17 protein-coding genes are annotated in these 18,930 nt (G+C 73.9%); 10 read left to right on the plus strand and 7 right to left on the minus strand.

Features of this window, described 5'->3' with window-relative positions; genetic code table 11:
* Nucleotides 1–70 precede the first annotated feature (70 nt).
* The 4 genes from AC5WAM_RS32530 to AC5WAM_RS32545 all read left to right on the plus strand — a co-directional run bounded on the left by AC5WAM_RS32530 (nucleotide 71) and on the right by AC5WAM_RS32545 (nucleotide 6,602).
* The gene (locus AC5WAM_RS32530; protein ID WP_495519717.1) at nucleotides 71–3,592 is read left to right on the plus strand and encodes a DNA polymerase III subunit alpha; all 3,522 of its coding nucleotides are present in this window, start codon (nucleotides 71–73) and stop codon (nucleotides 3,590–3,592) included.
* Complete coding sequence (locus AC5WAM_RS32535) at nucleotides 3,589–4,557, plus strand: DNA polymerase Y family protein (RefSeq protein ID WP_495519718.1); 969 nt, start codon at nucleotides 3,589–3,591, stop codon at nucleotides 4,555–4,557. The genes AC5WAM_RS32530 and AC5WAM_RS32535 overlap by 4 nt, the downstream gene beginning before the upstream one ends.
* Before the next feature lie 306 nt (nucleotides 4,558–4,863).
* Complete coding sequence (locus tag AC5WAM_RS32540; RefSeq protein ID WP_366789585.1) at nucleotides 4,864–5,541, plus strand: pentapeptide repeat-containing protein; 678 nt, start codon at nucleotides 4,864–4,866, stop codon at nucleotides 5,539–5,541.
* Nucleotides 5,542–5,729: 188 nt separating this feature from the next.
* Nucleotides 5,730–6,602 (plus strand): esterase/lipase family protein, encoded by an 873-nt coding sequence (locus AC5WAM_RS32545; protein WP_366789586.1) that lies wholly within the window; start codon nucleotides 5,730–5,732, stop codon nucleotides 6,600–6,602.
* Nucleotides 6,603–6,605: 3 nt separating this feature from the next.
* Here the strand turns inward: AC5WAM_RS32545 and AC5WAM_RS32550 are convergent, their stop codons facing one another.
* Both AC5WAM_RS32550 and AC5WAM_RS32555 read right to left on the minus strand, forming a co-directional pair.
* Entirely contained in the window at nucleotides 6,606–7,550 is a 945-nt protein-coding gene (locus AC5WAM_RS32550) for a lytic polysaccharide monooxygenase auxiliary activity family 9 protein (protein ID WP_495519719.1), read from the minus strand.
* Between the two features lie 156 nt (nucleotides 7,551–7,706).
* A complete protein-coding gene (locus AC5WAM_RS32555; RefSeq protein ID WP_366789588.1) occupies nucleotides 7,707–8,393 on the minus strand; it encodes a response regulator in 687 nt (228 codons plus the stop codon).
* 163 nt (nucleotides 8,394–8,556) lie between these two features.
* On the opposite strand from AC5WAM_RS32555, the gene AC5WAM_RS32560 reads away from it, so the two are divergent.
* Genes AC5WAM_RS32560 through AC5WAM_RS32575 form a run of 4 tightly spaced genes read left to right on the plus strand, consistent with a single transcriptional unit; the run spans nucleotide 8,557 to nucleotide 12,161 of the window.
* A complete protein-coding gene (locus AC5WAM_RS32560; protein WP_495523687.1) occupies nucleotides 8,557–9,552 on the plus strand; it encodes a Bug family tripartite tricarboxylate transporter substrate binding protein in 996 nt (331 codons plus the stop codon).
* Nucleotides 9,549–10,160 carry a tripartite tricarboxylate transporter TctB family protein gene (locus AC5WAM_RS32565; protein ID WP_495519720.1) on the plus strand — a complete coding sequence of 204 codons (612 nt, stop codon included), beginning with the start codon at nucleotides 9,549–9,551 and terminating at the stop codon, nucleotides 10,158–10,160. Before AC5WAM_RS32560 ends, AC5WAM_RS32565 begins: the two co-directional genes overlap by 4 nt.
* A gap of 1 nt (nucleotide 10,161) precedes the next feature.
* Nucleotides 10,162–11,670, plus strand: coding sequence for a tripartite tricarboxylate transporter permease (locus AC5WAM_RS32570; protein WP_495519721.1), 1,509 nt, complete (start codon nucleotides 10,162–10,164; stop codon nucleotides 11,668–11,670).
* Nucleotides 11,667–12,161 carry a GNAT family N-acetyltransferase gene (locus AC5WAM_RS32575; RefSeq protein WP_495519722.1) on the plus strand — a complete coding sequence of 165 codons (495 nt, stop codon included), beginning with the start codon at nucleotides 11,667–11,669 and terminating at the stop codon, nucleotides 12,159–12,161. The genes AC5WAM_RS32570 and AC5WAM_RS32575 overlap by 4 nt, the downstream gene beginning before the upstream one ends.
* Before the next feature lie 115 nt (nucleotides 12,162–12,276).
* Here the strand turns inward: AC5WAM_RS32575 and AC5WAM_RS32580 are convergent, their stop codons facing one another.
* The 4 genes from AC5WAM_RS32580 to AC5WAM_RS32595 form a co-directional block, all read right to left on the minus strand.
* Complete coding sequence (locus AC5WAM_RS32580) at nucleotides 12,277–13,455, minus strand: GDSL-type esterase/lipase family protein (protein WP_495519723.1); 1,179 nt, start codon at nucleotides 13,453–13,455, stop codon at nucleotides 12,277–12,279.
* 221 nt (nucleotides 13,456–13,676) lie between these two features.
* Nucleotides 13,677–14,246: a TetR/AcrR family transcriptional regulator gene (locus AC5WAM_RS32585; protein WP_138958829.1), complete on the minus strand. Its 570-nt coding sequence runs from the start codon at nucleotides 14,244–14,246 to the stop codon at nucleotides 13,677–13,679.
* 62 nt (nucleotides 14,247–14,308) lie between these two features.
* The gene (locus AC5WAM_RS32590) at nucleotides 14,309–14,839 is read right to left on the minus strand and encodes a ribonuclease FAU-1 family protein (RefSeq protein ID WP_366789593.1); all 531 of its coding nucleotides are present in this window, start codon (nucleotides 14,837–14,839) and stop codon (nucleotides 14,309–14,311) included.
* On the minus strand, nucleotides 14,820–15,752 hold the full coding sequence (locus tag AC5WAM_RS32595) for a GNAT family N-acetyltransferase (protein WP_366789594.1): 933 nt from the start codon (nucleotides 15,750–15,752) through the stop codon (nucleotides 14,820–14,822). Before AC5WAM_RS32595 ends, AC5WAM_RS32590 begins: the two co-directional genes overlap by 20 nt.
* Before the next feature lie 69 nt (nucleotides 15,753–15,821).
* Between AC5WAM_RS32595 and AC5WAM_RS32600 the strand changes: the two genes are divergently transcribed.
* Nucleotides 15,822–16,205 (plus strand): GntR family transcriptional regulator, encoded by a 384-nt coding sequence (locus tag AC5WAM_RS32600; protein WP_495519724.1) that lies wholly within the window; start codon nucleotides 15,822–15,824, stop codon nucleotides 16,203–16,205.
* A gap of 41 nt (nucleotides 16,206–16,246) precedes the next feature.
* On the opposite strand, the gene AC5WAM_RS32605 is transcribed toward AC5WAM_RS32600, so the two are convergent.
* Nucleotides 16,247–17,341, minus strand: a complete 1,095-nt coding sequence (locus AC5WAM_RS32605) for a DUF5925 domain-containing protein (RefSeq protein ID WP_495519725.1) — start codon at nucleotides 17,339–17,341, stop codon at nucleotides 16,247–16,249.
* Nucleotides 17,342–17,474: 133 nt separating this feature from the next.
* Between AC5WAM_RS32605 and AC5WAM_RS32610 the strand changes: the two genes are divergently transcribed.
* Entirely contained in the window at nucleotides 17,475–18,896 is a 1,422-nt protein-coding gene (locus tag AC5WAM_RS32610) for a GH39 family glycosyl hydrolase (RefSeq protein ID WP_495519726.1), read from the plus strand.
* Nucleotides 18,897–18,930: the final 34 nt, after the last annotated feature.

The raw sequence follows: 18,930 nt of genomic DNA on the forward strand, positions 1-18,930 counted from the left end.
TCGAACTAATATTCGAACGTGGTCTATGGTGGAGGTGGGGGACAGGAAGCGGAAGGTTCAGGAGGTGCGTGTGCCCGGGTTCACGCATCTGCACACCGCCTCCGGGTTCTCCCTGCGGTACGGGGCCTCGCACCCGGAGCGGCTCGCCGAGCGCGCCGCCGAGCGGGGCATGGACGCGCTCGCGCTCACCGACCGGGACACCCTCGCGGGCGCGATCCGCTTCGCCAAGGCGTGCGAGAAGGCGGGCGTGCGGCCGCTGTTCGGCACGGAGCTCGCGGTGGACCCGCCCGCCCCCCGGGAGGACGGCGAGCGCGGCGCGCGCCGCCGCGCCCCGGTGCGCGGCGGCGCCTTCATCGACGAGTCGACCCCGAGGGTGACCTTCCTCGCCCGGGACGGGGCCACGGGCTGGGCGGCGCTGTGCCGCCTGGTCAGCGCCGCCCACCGCGACGGCAGGCCCGTGCTGCCCTGGGACGACAACCACGGCGAAGGCCTGACCGTGCTGCTCGGCCCCGCGTCCGACGTCGGCCGGGCGCTCGCCGCCGGGCGCCCCGACCGCGCGGCCCGCCTGCTCGTCCCCTGGCGCGAGCGGTACGGCGACGCCCTGTGCCTCGAAGCGGTGTGGCACGGCCGCTCGGGCACCGGGCCCGGCTCGCTGCGGCTCGCCGCCCGCACCGTCGGCTTCGCCGCCGAGCAGCGGCTGCGCCCCGTCCTGACCAACGCCGTCCGCTACGCCGACCCGGGCCAGGGCCCCGTCGCCGACGTCCTGGACGCCGCCCGCCGCCTGGTGCCCATCGACCCGCGCGGGGAGCACGACGGCGGCGAGCGCTGGCTGAAGGGCGAGGCCGCCATGCTGGGCGCCGCCGAGCGGATCGTCGAGGCCGCCGGGTTCCGCCGCGACACCGCGCACCGGCTGCTCGAACAGACGGCGGCGGCCGCCGCCGCGTGCCTGGTCGACCCCCAGGACGACCTCGGCATCGGCTCCGTGCGCTTCCCCGAGCCCGCCCTCGTCGGCGCCGGGCGCCGCACCGCGCAGCGCGTCCTCGCCTCCCGGGCGGCCGCGGGCATGGTGCTGCGCGGCTACGACGGGCGCGCCGACCGGCGGGCGTACTGGGAGCGGATGCACCACGAGCTGGACATCATCGCCCACCACGGCTACGCCTCGTACTTCCTGACCGTCGCCCAAGTCGTCGACGACGTACGGGCCCTGGGCATCCGTGTGGCCGCGCGCGGCTCCGGCGCCGGGTCCCTGGTCAACCACCTCCTCGGCATCGCGCACGCCGACCCGGTCGCGCACGGGCTGCTCATGGAGCGGTTCCTGTCCACGCGGCGGCGGGTGCTTCCGGACATCGACATCGACGTGGAGTCCGCGCGCCGCCTGGAGGTCTACCGCGCGATCCTCGGCCGGTTCGGCCAGGAGCGGGTGGCGACGGTCGCGATGCCGGAGACGTACCGGGTCCGGCACGCGATCCGCGACGTGGGCGCGGCCCTGTCCATGGGCCCCGCCGAGACCGACCGGATCGCCAAGGCCTTCCCGCACATCCGCGCCCGCGACGCCCGCGCGGCGATGGCGGAGCTGCCCGAGCTGAAGGGCATCGCGGCCGAGGCGGACCGGCACGGCCGGCTGTGGGAGCTGGTCGAGGGCCTCGACGCGCTGCCGCGCGGCGTCGCCATGCACCCGTGCGGCGTGCTGCTCTCCGACGCCTCGCTGCTCCGTCGCACCCCCGTCGTGCCCACCAGCGGCGAGGGCTTCCCCATGTCCCAGTTCGACAAGGAGGACGTGGAGGACCTCGGCCTGCTCAAGCTCGACGTGCTCGGCGTGCGGATGCAGTCGGCGATGGCGCACGCGGTCGCCGAGGTCGAGCGGGCCACGGGGGAACGGGTCGACCTGGACGACCCGCGCCGGGTGCCGGAGGGCGACCCGGCGACGTACCGGCTCATCCGCTCCGCCGAGACGCTCGGCTGCTTCCAGATCGAGTCGCCGGGCCAGCGGGACCTGGTGGGACGCCTCCAGCCCGCGACCTTCCACGACCTGGTGGTGGACATCTCGCTGTTCCGGCCCGGGCCGGTCGCCGCCGACATGGTGCGGCCGTTCATCGAGGCCAGACACGGCCGCGCGCCGATCCGCTATCCGCACCCCGACCTGGAGGAACCGCTCAAGGAGACGTACGGGGTCGTCGTCTTCCACGAGCAGGTCATCCACATCGTCGCCATCATGACCGGCTGCGGGCGCGACGAGGCGGACCGGGTGCGCCGCGGTCTGTCCGACCCCGAGTCGCAGGGCCGCATCCGCCACTGGTTCGCGCAGGCGGCGGCCGCGAAGGGCTACGACGCCGAGACGATCCGGCGGACCTGGGAGATCGTCGAGGCCTTCGGCAGCTACGGCTTCTGCAAGGCGCACGCCGTGGCCTTCGCCGTGCCCACGTACCAGTCGGCGTGGCTGAAGGCCCACCATCCGGCGGCCTTCTACGCGGGCCTGCTCACGCACGACCCGGGGATGTACCCGAAGCGGCTGCTGCTCGCGGACGCGCGGCGCCGCGGGGTGCCCATCCTGCCCCTCGACGTGAACCGGTCCGCGGCGGCCCATCGCATCGAACTGGAGTCCGAATCCGGAGCGTGGGGCGTACGGCTCGCGCTCTGTGACGTGCACGGGATCAGCGAGGCCGAGGCGGCCCGGATCGCGGCCGGGCAGCCGTACTCCTCGCTGCTCGACTTCTGGGAGCGGGCCCGGCCGAGCCGCCCGCTCGCCGGACGGCTCGCCCAGGTGGGCGCCCTCGACGCCTTCGGCGCCAACCGCCGTGACCTGCAACTGCACCTGACGGAGCTGCAGCGCGGCGCCCGTGGCGGGCGTGGCCCCCAGCTGCCGCTGACCGGCGGCCGGGACACCGCGCCCGCGGGCCTGCCCGACCTCGACGACGCGGAGCGGCTGAGCGCCGAGCTCGGCGTGCTCTCCATGGACGCCTCGCGGAACCTGATGGACGACCACCGCGCCTTCCTCGACGAGCTGGGCGTCACCTCCGCACGCCGGCTGCGCACCGCGCGGCACGGCGACACCGTCCTGGTCGCGGGCGCCAAGGCCGCGACGCAGACCCCGCCGATCCGCTCCGGCAAGCGCGTCATCTTCACCACCCTCGACGACGGCACCGGCCTGGTCGACCTGGCCTTCTTCGGCGACGCCCACGCCGCCTGCGCGCACACCGTCTTCCACTCCTGGCTGCTCCTCGTCCGCGGCGTGGTGCAGCGGCGCGGCCCGCGCAGCCTCAGCGTCGTCGGCTCGGCCGCGTGGAACCTCGCGGACCTGGTGGAGCTGCGCCGCGCGGGCGGCCTGGACGCGGTGGCGCCACGCCTGGCCGAGGGCGGTGCGGCGGCCGGGGCGTCCGCGGAGTCCGGGTCCGCGGAGGCCGGGGAGCCCGGGGCGGTCGCGGAATCCGGGGCGGTCGCGGCGGCGGGCCGGGGCGGCGACCCCGCAGGCGGCCGCCGCATCCGGATGGAGACCGGATACGAGATGCACCCGTGGGCCGACCTCCAGCCGCCCGGCGAACGGGCGCCCACGGGACGGAAGTTGTGGCACCGGAGCCCGGGGAGTGCGGGATGACCATCCTCTGCGTACGTTTCCAGCTGCCGCCGATGTACGAGGCGGCCCTGCCGGGCCTGCTCGGGCTCCTGGAGGAGTTCACCCCGGTTGTCGAGGCGCTGCCGCCGGACGGGGCCCTCGCCGATCTGCGGGGCGCCGAGCGGTACTTCGGACGCGACGCCGTCGGCCTCGCGTCGGTGATCCGCGTGCGCGCCCTCGCGCTGCACGGCGTCGACTGCCTGATCGGCGCGGGCCCCGGGCCGATGCTCGCCCGGGTCGCGCTGCGCGACGCCCGGCCCGGCGCGCCGTGCGCGGTGCCCGCGGACGCCGCTGCCGAGTTCCTCGCCGGGAAGCCCGTCGCCGCGCTGCCCGGCGTCGGCGCGGCGACCGCCCGCACCCTGTGCGAGTACGGCCTCGACACCCTCGGCCGGGTCGCCGCCGCGCCCCTGTCCACGCTCCAGCGCCTGATCGGCGCCAAGGCGGGCCGCGAGCTGCGCGAGCGGGCGGGCGGCATGGACCGGGGCCGGGTGGTGCCGAACGCGGTCTCCCGCTCCCTGGCCACCGAACGCGCCTTCTCCCACGACGAGATCGACCCCGGCAGGCACCGCCGTGCCCTGCTCTCGGCCGCCGAGGAGCTGGGCACCCGGCTGCGCGCCCTCGACAAGGTCTGCCGCACCCTGACCCTCACCGTCCGCTACGCCGACCGCTCCGCGACCACGCGCAGCCGCACCCTGAAGGAGCCGACCGCGCACTCGGCGGAGCTGACGCGGGCGGCGTACGGCCTGTACGAGGCGCTCGGTCTGCAGCGGGCCCGGGTCCGCGCGATCGCCCTGCGCGCCGAGGGCCTCGGCCCCGCCGACCAGGCCGCCCACCAGCTCACCTTCGACCCGGCGGACGAGCGGGCCCGCCGCATCGAGGCGGTGGCGGACCGGGCCCGGCGGAAGTTCGGGGCGACCGCGATCGTGCCGGGGTCGCTGGCGGCGTAGGGCGCGCCGAGCGCAGGATCCGTCTGAGCGAATCGGCGGGGGAGCCGGTCGCGGGAGCTTCCGTGGCTCCAAGTCGCGCTACTGGAAGGAGAGTTGGGGTGATCGCATCCCTAGGGGCGCCCTCTGTTCAGTGATGCACGTCACATGGGCGGTGGTCGTTTTATGGCGATATCGACCATTCCTTCGAGGGTACTTCTTGATGTCGGCTGGTGCGTCGCGGGCGGGTGTCCGGCGCCGCGCGATTGGGCCGCCCCGGCCCGTACGCGGTACAACGACGGCACCCCACCCCCTTTCGAGAGGACCGTCATGGCCGCGACCCCGCACCGCGCCGCCCCCGCTCCCCGCGACCTCGCGGACCTGCCGTACGCGCACCGGCTCGAGGTGTTCGCGGGGGAGCTGGAGCGCGACGGCGACCACGAGTCCGTGCACTTCGACGGCGGAGACTTCGTCGACCTGGACGGCGGCGGCACCGTCTTCCTCGAATGCGCCTTCTCCTCGGTCGCCTTCGAGGGCGGGCGCTACCGCCGGGCCCGCTTCAACGACGTCTGGGCGCAGCGGACCCGCTGGGTGGGGGTCGACCTGGCCGAGACCCAGTGGACGGACTGCGAGGCGGACGCCGGGCTGCTCGCCGGGGTGGAACTGCACAGCTCGCGGCTGCGCCGGGTGGTCTTCCACCAGTGCAAGTTCGACTCCGTGAACCTGCGCGCGGCCGAGCTGCGCGACGTCACCTTCGCGGACTGCCTGCTGCGGGACGCCGACTTCAGCGGGGCGCGGCTGGCGGGGGTCGCCTTCCCCGGCACCACCCTGGAGCGCGTGCGCTTCGACAACGTCACCGTGGACCGGGCCGACCTCAGCGGGGCCGCGGCCCTGGGCATCGCCTCCGGGCTCGACGCACTGCGCGGGGCGACGATCAGCGGTCTGCAACTGGTCGAGCTGGCACCGGCGCTGGCGCTGGTGCTCGGCCTCGAGGTGAAGGACGGCTGAGCCCGCCGCGGCGGGCCGTCCGTGCGCGCAATCGCGCCGGTGATCACTGGGAAGTCGTGCCCGCGCGCAACTTCACACTTCTACTACCGGCACGTAATTTAGCATGAACGCGTCAATTCCGTGATCCGGGTCACAGTCGATCGTTAGCCGGTCATCGCACCTGCCCCGATCCGCGAGGAGATCGCCTGATGCTGCCCTGGAGACGAGCGCTGCGCGCGCTCACCGCCGCCCTGCTGATCACGGGCGCCGCCACGCTCACCCCCACCGCCACGGCCGCCGCGTCCCCCGCTTCCGCCGCCGCGGTGGCCCCGACGCGCGGCTGGAACGACTACGACTGCCGCCCGTCCGCCGCCCACCCCCGCCCGGTCGTCCTCGTCCACGGCACCTTCGCGAACTCCGTGGACAACTGGCTCGTCCTCGCGCCCTATCTGGTGGGCCGCGGCTACTGCGTCTTCTCGCTCGACTACGGCCAGCTGCCGCTCGTGCCCCTCGTGCACGGGCTCGGCCCCCTCGCGAAGTCCGCCGAGCAGCTCGACGCGTACGTCGACAAGGTCCTTGAGGCGACCGGGGCCGAGGAGGTCGACCTCGTCGGGCACTCGCAGGGCGGCATGATGCCCCGTCACTATCTGAAGTTCCTCGGCGGCGCCGCGAAGGTGAACGCGCTCGTCGGCCTCGCGCCCGACAACCACGGTACGACCCTGCTCGGCCTGACCAAGCTCCTGCCGTACTTCCCGGGCGTCGAGGCCCTGCTCACCACGGCCACGCCGGGTCTGGCCGACCAGATCGCCGGCTCGAAGTTCCTGACCAGGCTGAACGCGGGCGGCGACACCGTGCCCGGCGTGCGCTACACCGTCATCGCCACGCGGTACGACGAGGTCGTCACGCCGTACCGCTCGCAGTTCCTCGACGGGCCGAACGTGCGCAACGTCCTGCTGCAGGACCTGTGCCCCGTGGACCTCTCCGAGCACGTGGCCATCGGGGCCTTGGACCGGATCGCCCACCACGAGGTGGCCAACGCGCTCGACCCGGCCCACGCGACCCCGACGACCTGTCTGTCCTAGGGCCTAGCGGTTCGTGGCGGCCCGTCGCCGTGCCGCCACGAACAGCGTGCCCGCGCCGAGCGCGATCGCCGCGGCCCCGCCCACGGCGTACCGCGCGCCGGAGCCGTCGCCGCCGGTCTCGGCGAGGCTCTCGCCGCCGGCCGCCACCGGCTGCGCGGCGCCGCCCATGGCCGAGGGCCCCTTCGCCCCGCCGCCGTCACCGAGGTCGCCGTGGCCGTGGTGCTCCACGGTGGACCTCCGCGCACCGGCGGCCATGTCCTTCTCCGACGGCGCGACGGCGGCCGGGGTGAGAGCATCCTTGCTCCCGGCCTTGCCCGCGCCGAAGACCACGTCCGAGCAGGTGTAGAACGCCTCGGGCGAATCGGACCGCTGCCAGATCGAGTACACGAGATGCCGCCCCGACCTGGCCGGGACGGTGCCGCTGAACTCGTACGAGCCGTTCACCAGCTTCGGGTCGGTGACCTTCGCGAAGGGCCGCGGCTGGAGGTCCGACCACCTCAAGGGCTTGGCCGGGTCGTACGAGGCCTTGGTGACGTACAGCTCGAAGGAGCCCCGGTGCGGGGCCGTGGCCCGGTAGCGGAAGGTGTGCTTCCCGGCGCTGAGCCTCGCCGCGGGCCAGTCGGTGCGGGGCAGGTCGAGCCCCTTGTACTTGGCGTTGCCCGCGCTGCACAGCTTGCCGTCGGGGATGATCTCCTTCGACCTGCCCGCGGCGTTCGCGATGTTGACCTCGTTCCAGTCGTACAGGGGCTGGGTGCCGCCCGCCCGGACGAGCGCCTTGCAGGCCGCCGACTTCGGCGCCTCGGGACCCTCCTGGAAACACGCGGCCACCCGGCTCACCGGATCCGTCATCGACCCGTGCGCGGCAGCGGGCGCGGCGGTGAGCACGGTGAGGGCGAGCGGTGCGACACCTGCCGTGGCGATCGCGGCGGCCTTGCGGGCAGCAGTCATGGGGGATCTCCTAGCCGACGTACGGGGTGGGGGGGGGAAGCGGGGTGAAGACCCCGCGACGATCAGCAAGCTAGCCCCCGCCCGACCCGAATCCCCCTGCTAAAAGGGGCCGCGGGCGATCCTTATGCTCCCGTTAAGGACCCCCTCAGCCTCCCCTCAGGTCACCCACCGGTACCGCCGCTCCGGACGCCCCGCCCCGCCGTACTTCAGGGTCACCTCCGCGCGGCCCGTCACCGCGAAGAACTCCAGATAGCGGCGGGCGCTGACGCGTGAGAGGCGGCCCGCCGCCGCGCACTCGGACGCGGACAGGCCCCGGGGGTGGGCGCGCAGGGTGTGCTCCACCAGGTCCGCGGTGTGCGGGGCCAGGCCCTTGGGGAGTTCGCGGGAGCCGGGCGGACGGCCGCCGAAGAGCTGGTCGACGTCCTCCTGGCGGGCCTCGGCGAGGCCGTCGAGCCGGGCCCGCAGGGCCGCCACGTGCCGCAACTGCTCCCGCAGCGCGGCCTGGTTGAACGGCTTGATCAGATAGTGCAGGGCCCCGGCGCGCAGGGCCGCGCGGATCACCCCGGCCTCGCGGGCGGCGGTGATGAACAGGGCGTCCACCGGCACCCGGCCGGGGTCGAGCCCCTCCGCCGCCCGCACCTCCCGCAGCACCGCGAGCCCGTCCATGTCGGGCAGGTACACGTCCAGGAGCAGCAGATCGGGCCGCAGCCGCTCCACCGCCCGCAGCGCGTCGGCGCCGCTGTGCGCCACGCCCGCCACCACGAACCCGTCCACCGCGGCGACGTACCGGCTGTGCAGCCTGGCGACCATGAAGTCGTCGTCGACGACCAGCACCTTCGTCATCGCCCGGCCCCCTCGGCCCCTCGTCGTCGCCGCAGGGTACGAGCGCGACCACAACGACCACAACGTCCGTTGATTGCGGAAGGGAGACAGGTTCCGCACGCGTGGGCAACATGTGGGCCACCTCACACGCGTATCCGGCCGGAAGGCGGTGGCACCCGTGCGACTGCGCGCCCCCAGGCGACTCCGCACCCCCCTGGCCCTGTGCGGGGCCGTGCTCCTCGTCCTCGTGGGGCCGCCGCTGCTCACCACGGGCGACGGCGACGACTCCGGCACCCGGATCCCCGGCCTGCGCCTCATGGTCCCCAACACCCCCGGCGGCGGCTACGACATCACCGCCCGCACCGCGGCGAAGAACGTCGAGGACGCCGGACTCACCCACAACGTCGAGGTGTTCAACCTGCCCGGCGCGGGCGGCACCGTGGGCCTCAGCCGCCTCGTCGGCGAGCACGGCAACGGCCGGCTCGCCATGTCCATGGGCCTCGGCGTCGTCGGCGCCGTCCGCTCCAACGACGCGCCCAAGTCCCTCGCCGACACCACCCCCATCGCCCGGCTCACCGAGGAGCAGGACGTCGTCGTGGTGTCGAAGGACTCCCCGTACGACACCATCGACGAGCTCGTCGCGGCCTGGAAGGAGCGGCCGGGGAAGATGCCCGTCGGCGGCGGTTCGGCCCCCGGCGGGCCCGACCACATCGCGCCCATGCTGATGGCCCGCGCCGCCGGGATCCCGCCGAAGGACGTCAACTACGTGCCCTTCGACGGCGGTGGCGAACTGCTCGCGTCCATCCTCGGCGACAAGGTCGCCTTCGGCGTCTCGGGCGTCGGCGAGTACCTGGACCAGATCAGGTCCGGGGAACTGCGCCTGCTCGCCGTCACCGGCCCGAAGCGGGTCAAGGGCCTCGACGGACCCACCCTCAAGGAGTCCGGCTACGACGTGGACTTCACCAACTGGCGCGGCATCGTGGCGCCCCCCGGCCTCTCCGGCACCGAGCGCGACAAGCTCATCGGGCTCGTCCGCGCGCTCCACGGCTCCGAGGAGTGGCGCGCGTCCCTCAAGAAGAACGGGTGGGACGACGCGTTCCTCGTCGGCGACGCGTTCGGCGACTTCCTCGACGCCCAGGACCGGCGCGTCGTCTCCGTCCTGAAGGAGCTCGGACTGTGACCCCCGCCGAACCCGCCCCCGCCGAACCCGCCCCCGCCGAACCCGCGCCCGCGGCCCGCGACCGCCGCGCCTGGCTGCGCGAACACTCCGAACTCGGCGTCTGCGTCCTGCTGCTCGCCCTCGGCGCCGTCGTCCTCACCGACGCCCTCACCATGGACGTCGCCATCGCCCAGCGCGGCCCCATCGGCCCGCGCACCGTGCCGATCGCCGTCGGCTGCGGTCTGCACCTCGTCTCCGTCCTGCTCGCCGTGGACGTCCTGCGCGGCGGTTCAGGGGTGCCGCGCGAAGCGCGTCCTGCCGGGGCGGCGGTCGGGCGGCGGGCGGGAGAGGCCGAGGGCGGTGAGGACGTCGACCTGTCCGAACCCGCCGACTGGCGCACCGTGCTGCTGCTCGCCGGGGTCTTCCTCGCCACCGCCGTCCTCATCGAGCCGGTGGGCTTCCCCGCCGCCGGAGCCCTGCTCTTCTGGGGCGCCGCCTACGCGCTCGGCAGCCGCGCGGTCCACCGCGACCCGCTCATCGCGGCCGGGCTCTCCCTGGTCACCTACGCCGTCTTCGACAACCTGCTCGGCGTGCCGCTGCCCGGCGGCCCCCTGATGGGAGTGCTGTGACATGAACTCCTTCACCTCCCTCATGGACGGCTTCGGCACCGCCCTCACCCCGGTCAACCTGCTCTGGGCCGCGGTCGGCGTGCTCCTCGGCACGGCCATCGGCGTCCTGCCCGGCATCGGCCCCGCGATGGCCGTGGCCCTGCTGCTCCCGGTGACGTACGGGCTCGAACCCACCGGCGCCTTCATCATGTTCGCGGGCATCTACTACGGCGCGATGTTCGGCGGCTCCACCACGTCGATCCTCCTGAACACGCCGGGGGAGAGCGCCGCCGTCGTCGCCGCCATGGAGGGCAACCCGATGGCCAAGTCCGGCCGCGGCGCCCAGGCGCTCGCGGCCGCCGCCATCGGCCACTTCGTGGGCGGCACGATCGGCACGATCCTGCTCGTCGCGCTCGCCCCGAAGGTCGCCGACCTCGCCGTCGACATCGGCGCGCCCGACTACTTCGCCATCATGGTGCTCGCGTTCATCGCCGTGACGTCGGTCCTCGGCTCCTCCCGCATACGGGGCCTTGCGTCCTTGCTGATCGGCCTGACCCTCGGCCTGGTCGGCCTCGACCAGATGACCGGCCAGCAGCGCCTCACCTTCGGCTCCCTCCAACTCGCCGACGGCATCGACGTGGTGATCGTCGCCGTCGGCCTGTTCGCCATCGGCGAGGCCCTGTGGGTCGCCGCGTACCTGCGCCGCACCAGCGGCCAGGCCATCCCCGTCGGCCGCCCCTGGCTCGGCAAGCAGGACGTCAAGCGCACCTGGAAGTCCTGGCTGCGCGGCCCGCTCATCGGCTTCCCGTTCGGCGCGATCCCCGCGGGCGGCGCCGAGATCCCCACCTTCCTCTCCTACGTCACCGAGAAGCGCCTGTCGAAGCACAAGGACGAGTGGGGCAAGGGCGCCATCGAGGGCGTCGCGGGCCCCGAGTCCGCGTCCTCGGCCTCCGCGGCGGGCACCCTCGTGTCCATGCTGACCCTCGGCCTGCCCACGACCGCCGTCGCCGCCGTGATGCTCGCCGCCTTCCAGCAGTACGGCATCCAGCCCGGACCCCTGCTGTTCGAGCGCGAGTCGGAGCTGGTGTGGGGCCTGATCGCGTCCCTGTTCGTCGGCATGGTGCTGCTCCTCGCCCTGAACCTGCCGCTGGCCCCCGTGTGGGCGAAGCTGCTGCGCATCCCGCGCCCGTACCTGTACGCCGGGATCCTGTTCTTCGCCGCGGTCGGCGCGTACGCCGTCGGCGGCGAGGCGTTCGACCTGGTCATCCTGCTCGTCATCGGCCTGATCGGCTTCGGCATGCGCCGCTACGGCCTGCCGGTCCTGCCTGCCGTCATCGGCGTCATCCTCGGCCCGAACGCCGAGCAACAGCTGCGCCGCGCCCTGCAGATCAGCGACGGCAGCGTCCGGGGCCTGGTCGACACGCCCTTCTCGGTCAGCGTCTACGCGCTGATCGCGCTGATCCTGCTCTGGCCCCTGCTGCGGAAACCGGCGCGCGGCCTGCTGAACCCCCGCCGTACGGTGAGGGAATGACCGACAAGATCACCCCGGCCGGCGCGCAGGCCGCCGTCCGCCCCGCCACCGCCGCCGACGTGCCCGCCGTGCGGGCGATCACGCACGCGGCGTACCACCACTACATCGAGCGCATCGGCCGCGTGCCCGCCCCGATGGAGTCGGACCACGCCCGGAACGTGGCGGCGGGGCGGGTGCACGTCGCCGAGACCCCGGAGGGCACCGTCGTCGGCCTGGTGGTCGTCTACGCGTACGACGACCACCTGTACCTGGACAACATCGCCGTCCACCCCGACGCCAAGGGCACGGGCCTTGGCCGGCGCCTCCTGGAATTCGTCGAGGAGCACGCGCGCGGCCTGGGCCTGCCGGAGATACGGCTCTACACCAACGCGATGATGTGGGAGAACCAGAAGCTCTACCCGCGCTTCGGCTACGAGTTCGTGGAACGGCGCGTCGAGGGGATCTACGACCGCTTCCACTACCGCAAGTCCCTTGCCGCGGATACCCCTTAAGGGGCGCGGGGAACTGCGCGACAAGCCACGAAGGCGCCGCAGTCGCGTCTGCCGGGTGACCGAGCAGACGCGACTGCGGCTTTTCGCGCGCTGAGCGCGCAGTTCCCCGCGCCCCTTACAGGGCCGTGAACGCGCCGCCGGAGGCGAAGGCGAGCGCGGCGAAGCGCTGAGCCATGTGGCGATGGGTGGCGGCGTCCGGGTGGAGGTTGTCCGGCAGGGGGAGGCGGGCGGCGTCGGCCTCGCCGTACAGGGCGCGGCCGTCCAGGTAGGACAGGTGAGGGTCCTCCGCGGAGCGCTCGCGCACGATGCGGGACAGCTCGTCGCGGATGACGGTGAGCGTCAGCTTCCCGGCGGCGCGCTCCGCGGGGTCGCCCGCGGCCACGAACCGGAGCTTGCCCTCGCCGATGCCGCTGAAGTCCGGCGCGCTGGGACCCGGCGTGTCCTCGTGGATGGGGCACAGGATGGGCGAGACGACGAGGAGCGGGACGTCGGGATGGCCCTCACGGATGGTGTCGAGGAAGCCGTGGACGGCCGGTCCGAAGGCGCGCAGCCGCATCAGGTCGGCGTTGACCACGTTGATGCCCAGCTTGACGCTGATCAGGTCGGCGGGCGTGTCCCGCAGGGCGCGGGCGGTGAACGGGTCGAGCAGCGCGCTGCCGCCCAGGCCCAGGTTGATCAGCTCCACGCCGCCGCGCGCCGCGGCGAGCGCGGGCCAGATGGTGGTGGGGCTCGCGGCGTCGGAGCCGTGGCTGATCGAACTGCCGTGGTGCAGCCACACCTTGCGACCGCGCTCGGGCAGCGGCGCGACCGGGGCGTCGGTGCGCAGCGCGACGAGCTCGGTGGTCTCGTTGTGCGGCAGCCAGATCTCGATGTCCTTCTCGCGGTCCGGCAGGCCCGCGAAGCGCAGGGTCCCGGTCGGACCCGGCCGCGTCTCGGCGGACCCGGCGGCCATGTCGATGGTCAGGGTGTTGCCCTCGGCCAGGCTCTCCCGGCCTGCGAGGTCGCCGTCGACGAGCAGGTCGTAGACGCCGTCGGGCCGGGGCGGCGCGCCCACGTAGACCCGCTTGGTGGGCAGCGCGTCCAGTTCCACGACCGTGGCCCGGCTGCGGAAGGCGACGCGCACGCCGGAGGGCTGGGACTCCGCCATGGCGAGCTGGCCGTCGGCGCACTGGGCGCGGGCCCGCGCGGGCAGCCGGTGCGGCAGCAGCCCGTGCGCGGTGCGCTCCAGGTCGAGGGCGCCGCGCAGCAGGCCGGCGGTGAGGGGAACGGTGGTCAAGGGGTGCTCGGTACGCATGTCTCAGCCTGTTGGGGTGGGGTGGGGAAGTGAAGTCCGGGCGGGGCGGGGCCCACGCGGCGCTCCTCGGCAGGGTGGGGCGCGACCCGCGCGGTGCTCCCGGCAGAGCAGGGCGCGGCCCCGCGGGGCAGGGGGCGCGACCCGCGCGGTGTCTCCGGGCAGGGCGCGGCCGCCGTGCCTCCGGTCGCGGCGGGGCACGGCAGGGCGGGGGAGCGCCTGCCTCAGGGCGCGGGCCAGTTCCGCAGCAGGGCGTCGAGGGAGTCCAGGATCCGGACCCAGCTCTCCTGCGGATCCGGCTCGCTGTGGCTGAATCCGCCCGCCGTCTCCAGGCTGACGTAGCCGTGGAAGACGCTGCCGAGCAGCCGGACCGCGTGCGTCTGGTCCGGCTCCGCCAGGTCGTAGCCGCGCAGGATCGCCCGCATCATCGCCGCGTGCCGGACGCCCGCGCTCGCGGCCGCCGTCTCGGGGTCGAGCCGCAGCCGGGCCGCGGCGTAGCGCCCGGGGTGCTCCTTGGCGTAGTCGCGGTAGACGTGCGCGAAGGCGGTCAGGGCGTCCTTGCCGGAGCGCCCGGCCAGCGCGTCGGCGGCCCGGTCGGCGAGTTCTCCCAGGGCCAGCAGGGCGATCCTCGTCCTGAGGTCCTGGGAGTTCTTCACGTGCGAGTACAGGCTCGCGACCTTGACGTCGAACCGCCGGGCGAGCGCCGAGACGGTCACCTGGTCGAAGCCGACCTCGTCGGCCAGCTCCGCGCCCGCCCGGGTCAGGCGTTCCGGGGTCAGTCCCACGCGTGCCATATCGGTCCTCTCCTTCGACAGAACCGATTATGCATTTACCTAAAGGCTTTAGGCAAGCCGGATTACTCCTTAGGCTGAGCCGGGAGGGCCGCGGACGACCTCGGGAGGAGCCCCCGCTCGGCGAGCCGCTCCAGGTCGTCCAGGGCCCGCACGGCCGCGGCAGCCGCGGCCGGGTCGGCCTCGGTGATGCCGCTCGCCGCGAACTCGTCCTCGTCCAGGCGCAGCACCGCGCCGCGGTCCGCCGCGCACCACAGGTCGAGGTCCAGGTCCTCGACGGTGAGGACGGCGCCGCTGCGGACGGCGGGCCGGGTCACGTCGCAGTACCAGCCCTTGAGCGCGCCGTCCGCGGCGTACACCTCCTTGACGGCGTACCAGCGGTCGCGCCAGTAGTGCTCCACGAACGTGTCGCCCGGCTCGAAGCGGACGAAGCCGAAGTCCCGTACGCCCGCGCCCGCCCAGGGCGCGCGGACCGTGACGCGGGTGCCGTCGTCCGAGAGCAGCCGGGCCGGATAGCGGATCTTCGTGCGCCCCGCCTTGCGCAGCTCGACCTCGACGTCGGCCGAGGGCTCGACGTCAGTCGACAGAACGGACATGACGGACCTCCGTGTCATGGATTTCGTATCCGAACCACTGGTTGATCGCGACCATCGGGCCGTTCTCGCTGTCGTTGCCCGTGAACGCCTCCGCGAAGCCCGCCGCCCGCGCCCGGTGCAGCGAGGCGTTCTTCGCGAGCTTGGCCAGGCCGCGGCCCCGGTGGGCGCGGGCCGTGCCGGTCATGCCCGACGCGTACCGGGACGCGTCGTCGGTGTGCGCCAGCGTGAACGCGGCGGGCTCCCCGTCCACCACGGCCACCGTGGTCAGCTCGTGGTTCAGGAGCGGGTGGTGCCAGGTCTCGGTGAGCCAGTGCGCGTAGTCCGTGAACTGCGCGGTCACGTCGCCCGGTTCGTCCGCCACGGTCTCCGCGTCCAGGGCGAACAGGGGACGGGGGTCGTCCCGGAAGTCGGCCGCCGAGCGCAGTTCGACACCCGGGGGCGGGTCGGCGAGCGGCGGCAGCTCGCCCCGGGCCAGGTCGAGGCGGAGGAAGTGCGCGGTACGGCTCGCGCGATAGCCGCGCCGGGCCGCGAACGCCCGGTCGCGCGGAGTGTCGAGGACCCACGAGTACAGCGCCGTCGCGCCCTCGCCCACGAGGTGCTCCTCCGCCGAGCGCACGAGCAGCGAGCCCGCGCCCAGGCCGCACCGCTCCGGGTGCACATAGACGTTGAGGAAGCCCTGCCCCGGCTCCGGGCTGTCGTGTGCGATGCCCACCTGGGCCGTGCCGACGACCTCGCCGTCCGCCTCCGCGACCAGCGCGCGGTAGCGGGCGTCGGGGTGGGCGTGCGCGCAGGAGTACGCCACGGACGCGGCGGTGGCCAGCAGCGCGGGCACCGCCGCGCGCCGCACCGCCGCGTAGGCCGCGGTGTCCCGCGGGTCAGAGGTGCGCAGGTCACGCACGTGGATCTCCGTCATGGCCCGGACGGTACGCGCGGGGCGGGCCCGAGTGCCTCCGAATTTCCGCGGGTGCGGGACAATCGGCGGGTGGCTCTGAAGATCGTCATCAAGGAAGGCGCGGGCGCCGCGCCGCCGTTCGAACAGGTGCGGACGCAGATCGCCGAGCAGGCCCGGGGCGGGACGCTGCCCGTCGGCTACAAGCTGCCGACGGTACGCGGGCTCGCCGAGGAGCTGGGGCTCGCGGCGAACACCGTGGCCAAGGCGTACCGGGCGCTGGAGGCGGACGGGGTGGTCGAGACGCGGGGGCGGCACGGGACGTTCGTCGCGGCTGCTCGCGAGGCCGGGGCTCGTGCGGCGGCCGGAGCCGCGCAGGCCTATGCCGAGCAGGTCCGCCGCCTCGGCCTCTCCGAAGCCGAGGCGGCCTCGGCGGTCCGCGATGCCTTGCGCGCGGCTTACGGCTCCACTGCCTGAGCCCGGTGCGACGGGTGGGCACGGCAGGAAGGCGCTTGGGGCTACAAGTACAGCCCCGCGTCCGTGCTGTCCCGGGTGGACGGGATGGACGGCGGGGTCGTGCCCCGGCGCAGGGCGTACAGCTCGGCCAGGGTCGCGCCCTCGCGGGAGACGCCCTCGGTGGTGCCGAGCCAGCTCACCGACTCGGCGCGGGTGAGCGCCCCCACCTCGATCCGGGCCAGACACCGCCCGGGCCGCACCACCGCGGGGTGCAGCCGCTCCAGGTCCTCGTTGGTGGTGACCCCCACCAGCACGTTGCGCCCCTGGCCGAGCAGGCCGTCCGTGAGGTTGAGCAGGCGCGAGAGGGCCTGGCCCGCCGTGTGCTTGGCCTCGCCGCGGATCAGTTCGTCGCAGTCCTCCAGGAGCAGCAGCCGCCAGCGGCCCTTCGCCGTGCCCTCGTCCTCGCCGATGGCGATGTCCATCAGATAGCCGACGTCCGTGAACAGGCGCTCCGGATCCAGGACGCAGTCCACCTGGCACCAGTCGCGCCAGGAGCGCGCGAGCGTGCGCAGCGCCGACGTCTTGCCCGTGCCGGGCGGACCGTGCAGCAGCAGGAGCCGCCCGGAGATGTCCTCCGGCGTCGTCTTCATCAGCTTGTCCATGGCGTCGGCCACCGGCGCGGTGTAGTTCTGCCGCACCTCCGACCACGTGCCGGCGGAGATCTGCCGCGTCGTGCGGTACGGGCCGCGCCGCGGCGAGACGTACCAGAACCCCATGGTCACGTTCTCCGGCTGCGGCTCGGGGTCGTCCTGCGCGCCGTCCGTGGCCTGTTTCAGGACGTCCTCGGCGAGCTCCGCGGTGGTCGCCGTGACCGTGACGTCCGCGCCCCGGTTCCAGCGCGAGACGAGCAGCGTCCAGCCCTCGCCCTCGGCGAGCGTCGCGCTGCGGTCGTCGTCGCGGGCGGCCCGCAGCACGCGGGCGTCCGGCGGCAGCAGCGTCGAGTCCGCCTTCACCCGGTCGATGTTCGCACTGTGCGAGTACGGCTGCTCGCCCGTCGCGAAGCGGCCGAGGAACAGCGCGTCGACGACGTCCGACGGGGAGTCGCTGTCGTCGACGTTGAGCCGGATCGGCAGGGCGTCCTGAGGGTTCGCAGACATGCCGCCATGATCCGCCACGGACGCGCCCCTGTGCACCCCGGTTCCGGTACTCCGCCCGAACGCCACGCGTAAGTCCCGGACACTCGTACGGAACGCGCCCGACCGGGAATCGTCGCCGTTACTCTGGCCCTCGATGCGACGGCATGGGTGGAACTCGGATGCGCGGAAGTGGCGTCTCGCCGCTCTGCTCGGCGTTGGTGCGGCCGCTCTGGCCCTGGTCCTGACCGTGCTCACGCTGCCCGACGAGCGCGGCGGCAGCACCGCGGGCACCACCAAGGACGGCGACAAGGTGCACGGCACGCCCCTGGACCCGCCGCCCCGCGGGGAGGCACAGGTCGGCTGGGGCTTCACGCACACCCAGCACAGCGCGGACCAGGGCGAGGACGCCGCCGTCGCGCGCGCCGAGAAACTGCTCAAGGGCCAGCCGCGCCCACTGCCGCAGATCCAGCACATCATGGGCTGGGGCTCGGGCAACCCCGAACCGGTGAAGGGGCGCTACGACTTCGGCGCCATGGACCGCCGCATCGACTTCATCCGCGCCACCGGCGGCACGCCCGTCGTCACCCTGTGCTGCGCCCCCGACTGGATGAAGGGCGGCACGCCCGGCTCCGACCACACGGACTGGAGCAAGAGCTCCCTGGAGACCGCCCCGGAGCCCGAGCACTTCGACGACTTCGCCCGGCTCGCCGCCACCGTCGCCAAGCGCTACCCGGACGTACGGCACTTCATCGTCTGGAACGAACTGAAGGGCTTCTGGAACAGCACCGAGCACCGCTGGGACTACGAGGGCTACACCGAGCTGTACAACCGCGTCTACACGGCGCTGAAGGCCGTCAACAAGGACATCATGGTCGGCGGCCCGTACGTGGTGATGAACAGCGTCGACCCGCGCCAGACCGACGGCGTCTCCAAGGAGTTGAAGGGCCCCTGGGGCGCCATGGACCAGCGCTCGCTCGACGCCTTCGACTACTGGAACAAGCACAAGACGGGCGCCGACTTCGTCGTCGTCGACGGCGCCGCCTACACGGTCGACGACGAGCTGATCCCCGACGAGTTCCAGGCCACCGAGAAGTTCACCGACGTCAGCCGCTGGCTGCGCGAGCGCTCCGGCGACCTGCCCGTGTGGTGGGCCGAGTACTACGTGGAGCCCGGCGACGGCGAGGACGAGCGGGACGGCTGGTCCGAGGCGCACCGCGTGGCCGTGCACGCCGCCGGACTCATGGCCCTGGCCCGCGGCGGCACCACCAGCGGCTTCTACTGGAACCCGCAGAAGCGCGGCGAGTGCGCGGGCTGCCTGTGGAGCTCGACGCAGCTCGCCGACGGCGGCCGCGGCAAGCCGATACTGGACCTGCTCGGGAAGTTCTCCGCGGCCTTCCCGCCCGGTACCCGGTACGAGAAGGTCACCGTCGCCGAGGACGACGTGCCGAACGTCCGCGTCCTCGCCGACGACGCCACCGTCCTCGTGGTGAACACGCTCGACCGGCCCATCAGCGCGCTGGTGGACGGCAAGCGGTTCGACCTCGCCGGGTACGGGGTGAAGTGGCTCAAGCGCTGAGCCGCTCCACCACCGGCCGCGAGCGGCGGGCCCA

It is taken from the genome of Streptomyces sp. JLYT201 (genome assembly GCF_059448825.1).

Bases quoted from the DNA above. Each gene is read 5' to 3' on its own strand.
- AC5WAM_RS32535 (WP_495519718.1), top strand. From the start codon at position 3,589: ATGACCATCCTCTGCGTACGTTTCCAGCTGCCGCCGATGTACGAGGCG.
- AC5WAM_RS32540 (WP_366789585.1), top strand. From the start codon at position 4,864: ATGGCCGCGACCCCGCACCGCGCCGCCCCCGCTCCCCGCGACCTCGCG.
- AC5WAM_RS32545 (WP_366789586.1), top strand. From the start codon at position 5,730: ATGCTGCCCTGGAGACGAGCGCTGCGCGCGCTCACCGCCGCCCTGCTG.
- AC5WAM_RS32550 (WP_495519719.1), bottom strand. From the start codon at position 7,550: ATGACTGCTGCCCGCAAGGCCGCCGCGATCGCCACGGCAGGTGTCGCA.
- AC5WAM_RS32555 (WP_366789588.1), bottom strand. From the start codon at position 8,393: ATGACGAAGGTGCTGGTCGTCGACGACGACTTCATGGTCGCCAGGCTG.
- AC5WAM_RS32570 (WP_495519721.1), top strand. From the start codon at position 10,162: ATGAACTCCTTCACCTCCCTCATGGACGGCTTCGGCACCGCCCTCACC.
- AC5WAM_RS32575 (WP_495519722.1), top strand. From the start codon at position 11,667: ATGACCGACAAGATCACCCCGGCCGGCGCGCAGGCCGCCGTCCGCCCC.
- AC5WAM_RS32580 (WP_495519723.1), bottom strand. From the start codon at position 13,455: ATGCGTACCGAGCACCCCTTGACCACCGTTCCCCTCACCGCCGGCCTG.
- AC5WAM_RS32585 (WP_138958829.1), bottom strand. From the start codon at position 14,246: ATGGCACGCGTGGGACTGACCCCGGAACGCCTGACCCGGGCGGGCGCG.
- AC5WAM_RS32590 (WP_366789593.1), bottom strand. From the start codon at position 14,839: ATGTCCGTTCTGTCGACTGACGTCGAGCCCTCGGCCGACGTCGAGGTC.
- AC5WAM_RS32595 (WP_366789594.1), bottom strand. From the start codon at position 15,752: ATGACGGAGATCCACGTGCGTGACCTGCGCACCTCTGACCCGCGGGAC.
- AC5WAM_RS32605 (WP_495519725.1), bottom strand. From the start codon at position 17,341: ATGTCTGCGAACCCTCAGGACGCCCTGCCGATCCGGCTCAACGTCGAC.
- AC5WAM_RS32610 (WP_495519726.1), top strand. From the start codon at position 17,475: ATGCGACGGCATGGGTGGAACTCGGATGCGCGGAAGTGGCGTCTCGCC.